This window comes from Streptomyces sp. NPDC015127 (genome assembly GCF_043080095.1).
Classification (GTDB): Bacteria; Actinomycetota; Actinomycetes; order Streptomycetales; family Streptomycetaceae; genus Streptomyces.
Map to the genome: position 1 here is coordinate 1 of NZ_JBIBVE010000080.1, position 3,633 is coordinate 3,633.

The following is a 3,633-nucleotide window of genomic DNA, read 5'->3' on the forward strand; positions in this document are numbered from 1 at the left end:
CGGCTTCGTGATCTCCCACAGCCCGTCCGGAACGATCCAACTCCACGTACCCCGCCCCATGACAAGCCCAACGTCCGCCTCACCACATAGGACACAGTCTTAGACGGTGCCTACGTGGTGAGGTTGCGGAAGCGTTTGTAGCAGCAGATGGCGGCGGCGAGCCCGAGAAAGGCCAGGTAGTTGCCCGGGTGTCGTTCGTAGCGATGGCCGACCGGCTGCCGCTGGCTCAGTGTGCGCTGGCAGAGGACCTTCCACGGCCATACCCCCGAGAGCGCTCCGGGCAACAGCTATCCCCGTGCTGCAATACCGAGAAACAGGGCCAAATTTCCGCTGAGGCAGGCAGCATGGGGAACCCACAGGCGACTCTGGATTTGGACACTCCATCAGAACTCTCGATGCCCAGGTCAAAGCCATGGTAAACCTCTGCAGGATAATCTGCAGTCCAGAGCTGAAGAGCCGGGAACGTTGACAGGAGCCACAGAAGGCATTCGCAAACACACTCGGAGACGGTAGCGGTGACCGGCCCGTCCGTCGACAGAATGCCGGGGACGAGTAAGTAGCACTGGGAGGCTGGTCAGATGCTCTCCCTGTATGGCATCATCATCATTTCACAGGACGAGAAAGGGATCAGTGATGGCTCAGAAGGTTAGAGTGTTCCTTGTCGACGACATCGACGGGGGAAAAGCAGAGAAGACGGTGTCCTTCGCACTGGACGGTAAGATCTATGAGATCGACCTGAGCGACAGGCACGCCGACGAGCTGCGAGCCGCCCTGGAGCCCTTCACTAAGGCCGGGCGGCGGATCGGCAGTAAGCCAAACGGGGCACGCCGGGGAGGCGTCCCCCGCAGTGCAAATGGAGGTGAAAACACAGCTGCTATCCGTGCCTGGGCCAAGGAGAACGGCTATACCGTGAACGACCGGGGCCGCGTTCCCGCGGAAATCAAGGCCGCGTATCAGGCAGCGAACGCTTAATACCCACAGGGGAATTATCCCTTTCGGTCCGCCTACGTCCACACTGCAGCGCCGATCCGCTGCCGAAGATGCGCCCCAGCTCCCCGGCCAGGAACGGCCCTGTCGTGCAGACGACGCAAGCCGGGGGTCGGCGGCAGACACGTCCCTGGCGGCGTCTCTATTCGCTGCCCGGCCACCTGCGATGAGCCCATGGGTTGTAAGAGACCGAAAATTCAGCAAGTCCCGATACAGTCTCAGGATGACCAAAGATGTAGCGGGCAAAATACTCCCCGGCAGGGGCGTCACGCAGGATTTCTATCTGGGTAAATACTGCAACCGAATTGAGACGGGCAGGGAAAACTCCCGAGACATTGCGACAGGTGAGCGTCTGCAGGTCGGGGGAACGGAGTCCTTGGAACGTAAGGGAAGAGCCAGCGCGGTTTATGTGGAGAAAATCCTCAGTGATGCGGATTCCCGTGGGCACCTGTACCTTGACTAAGGCAGGCGCTGTTTCATCTTCCACTGACGCAACAAGAGTTACCCCGGGGTGCAGAAATTCCCCTTGCATCGCAGCGATCTTAGGGTTCGGCGTCACAGCTAAGTACGGGTGCATAGTGTCCGATTCTACGGCCCGCCTGCGGCCGTCCTGGGGCGCCGTTCCGGCGTTTCAGCCAGCACCGGGGCCGATGGCGCGACAGGTGCGACTGCCTAGGTCTCCCCGGATCGGCAAGGATGGACCAGATATGCTCTCCTTCCCCGAAGGTCAAAGCAATGGCAGATCTGGCAAGGCTATGCCCACATCCGCGAGCGGCGGGACCCTTGACGATGACCGCCGTCGAACTCCTTGCCTTTGGAGCGGTGCGCGCTATGAGGCAACCGCGGCGTGCCCGGGGCATCCAGGTTAGCTGCCTGACGTGGTCTGTTGCCTAAAGGTTGTCCCTGTTGGGGCTGGAGTTGTCCCGTGAGGGCGACGTTGTGAAGTCGGGCGATTCCGGTCATGGCCTGGTGGACGCCGTTGTCTTTGGCCCGGCAGTCCCACAGGATCTTCTGGCTCTTCAGTTGGGACAGGGCGTGCTCGGCGCGATGCCCGACCGCCACCGTGCACGAGATCGTTCAGGCTTTCCGTAGCTGCGGAGCGGCCGCAAGAGCCTCTCGAAGCGCCGCTGCCCCATCGCTGCCGCGGGTCGCCCTGGCCTGCACCGAACTTCCCGTCCACGATCCAGTGGCCCCGCTCGGGGACGATGCCTACGGCATGCCGGGAAGGCGAACCGTGACGAGGAGGCCGCCGGTGGGGCGGGGGACGAGGTCGAGGGTCCCGTCGTGGGCGCGGACGATGCTGTCCACGATGGCAAGGCCGAGACCGACGCCGGCGTGCTCGTCGGTGCGTACGCGTTCCGTTCCGCGCTGGAAGGGTTCGGCGAGGGTCGGCACCAGTTCCGGTGGGAGCGGATGACCCGTGTTCTCGACCCGCACCACGCTCGCGTCGCCCTGCGCTTCGGTGTGGACCGTCACGGTGCCGCCGGTGGGGAGGTTGTGGACGATGGCGTTCTGGACGAGGTTCGTCACCATCCGCAGCAGGAGCTCCGCGGAGCCGCTGGTCCGTGTCGCTCCGCCGGTGACGTCGAGCGTGATCCGGCGCTGTTCGGCGAGGGGGAGCAGGGTTTCGGCGGCCTCTTCGGCGACGAGGGAGAGGTCGACGCTCTCGCGGGTGAAGTTCCCGCGGTCGCTGCGGCACCCGGGCAACTACCTGGCCTGCCTTGGGGGCGAGGGATGACGGCACGCGCACTCAGGGGTGGTCGTGCTGTCCGGCCGGCACGTACAACCCCGTGGCTGCTGGCTTGTCCCGTCCGCAGAGACACCGGGCCAGGGGCCCAACGCTGACACGCAAAGCCCCTCGACTGTCGGTGGTTGAGGGGCTTTGTGGTACGAACCCACCTGCACCTCGCTAACTGCTTTGCCAAGCAGAGGCTTCAGGTGGGTGACCACGCCAAGGGGTCCTAACAAAGGCGTTGGACGTGCCGGTGGGTGATGAGGCAGGTGGCGAGGCCGAGGAAGGCTTCGTGTATGTCGTCTCGTCGTTCCCAGCGGATGCGTAGTCGGCGGAAGTCGTGGAGCCAGGCGATGGTCCGCTCGACGACCCACCGGTGGACGCCGAGCCCGGACCCGTGCGGGGCACCACGACGGGCGATCACCGGCTTGATGCCTTGTGCCCGGACGAGTCGGCGGTACTTGTCGTGGTCGTACCCACGGTCGGCGAGGAGAGTGCCGGGCCGCCGTCGCGGTCGGCCGACCAGCCCTGGAACGGACGGGATCTTTGAGCTGTCGCGACTTCCGTAAAGGCCGGTTTGCGTGTTTTCAGGCGGCGTTCGGGGCTCCCTGGGATCGGTAGTGCTGAGCCTCGAATTCCTCGGGCGGGAGGTAGTCGAGGGCTGAGTGCAGGCGCTCGGTGTTGTACTAGCCGACGCACTGGACGACGGCACATTCGGCCTGGTCAGCGTCGCGCCAGGGCCCTTGAAGCTCGATCCCAGTTCCGCCTTGAAGGAGCCGTTGAGGGCCTCGGCCATGGCGTTGTCGTAGCTGTCCGGGACAGAGCCGACCGACGCGGTCGCGCCGGCCTCGATCAGACGCTTGCCGTAGCGAATCGACACATATTGTGAGCCGCGGTCGCTGTGATGAATCAGT

3 protein-coding genes and 2 pseudogenes are annotated in these 3,633 nt (G+C 64.2%); 2 read left to right on the top strand and 3 right to left on the bottom strand.

Going from position 1 to position 3,633, the window contains the following annotated elements:
• Positions 1 to 110 precede the first annotated feature (110 nt).
• Positions 111 to 206: pseudogene (locus tag ACF08N_RS37885) on the bottom strand (IS5/IS1182 family transposase); the annotation flags it as partial.
• A 427-nt stretch (positions 207 to 633) separates the two neighbouring features.
• Here ACF08N_RS37885 and ACF08N_RS37890 point away from each other — a divergent pair.
• Both ACF08N_RS37890 and ACF08N_RS37895 read left to right on the top strand, forming a co-directional pair.
• On the top strand, positions 634 to 972 hold the full coding sequence (locus ACF08N_RS37890; protein ID WP_392329248.1) for an Lsr2 family protein: 339 nt from the start codon (positions 634 to 636) through the stop codon (positions 970 to 972).
• 238 nt (positions 973 to 1,210) lie between these two features.
• Positions 1,211 to 1,450 (top strand): hypothetical protein, encoded by a 240-nt coding sequence (locus tag ACF08N_RS37895; protein ID WP_392329249.1) that lies wholly within the window; start codon positions 1,211 to 1,213, stop codon positions 1,448 to 1,450.
• 746 nt (positions 1,451 to 2,196) lie between these two features.
• Here the strand turns inward: ACF08N_RS37895 and ACF08N_RS37900 are convergent.
• Positions 2,197 to 2,682 (bottom strand): annotated as a pseudogene (locus tag ACF08N_RS37900) (sensor histidine kinase); the annotation flags it as partial.
• Between the two features lie 266 nt (positions 2,683 to 2,948).
• A partial coding sequence (locus tag ACF08N_RS37905; RefSeq protein WP_392329250.1) for a transposase occupies positions 2,949 to 3,633 on the bottom strand: 685 nt, incomplete at its 5' end.

Bases quoted from the DNA above. Each gene is read 5' to 3' on its own strand.
- ACF08N_RS37890 (WP_392329248.1), top strand. From the start codon at position 634: ATGGCTCAGAAGGTTAGAGTGTTCCTTGTCGACGACATCGACGGGGGA.
- ACF08N_RS37895 (WP_392329249.1), top strand. From the start codon at position 1,211: ATGACCAAAGATGTAGCGGGCAAAATACTCCCCGGCAGGGGCGTCACG.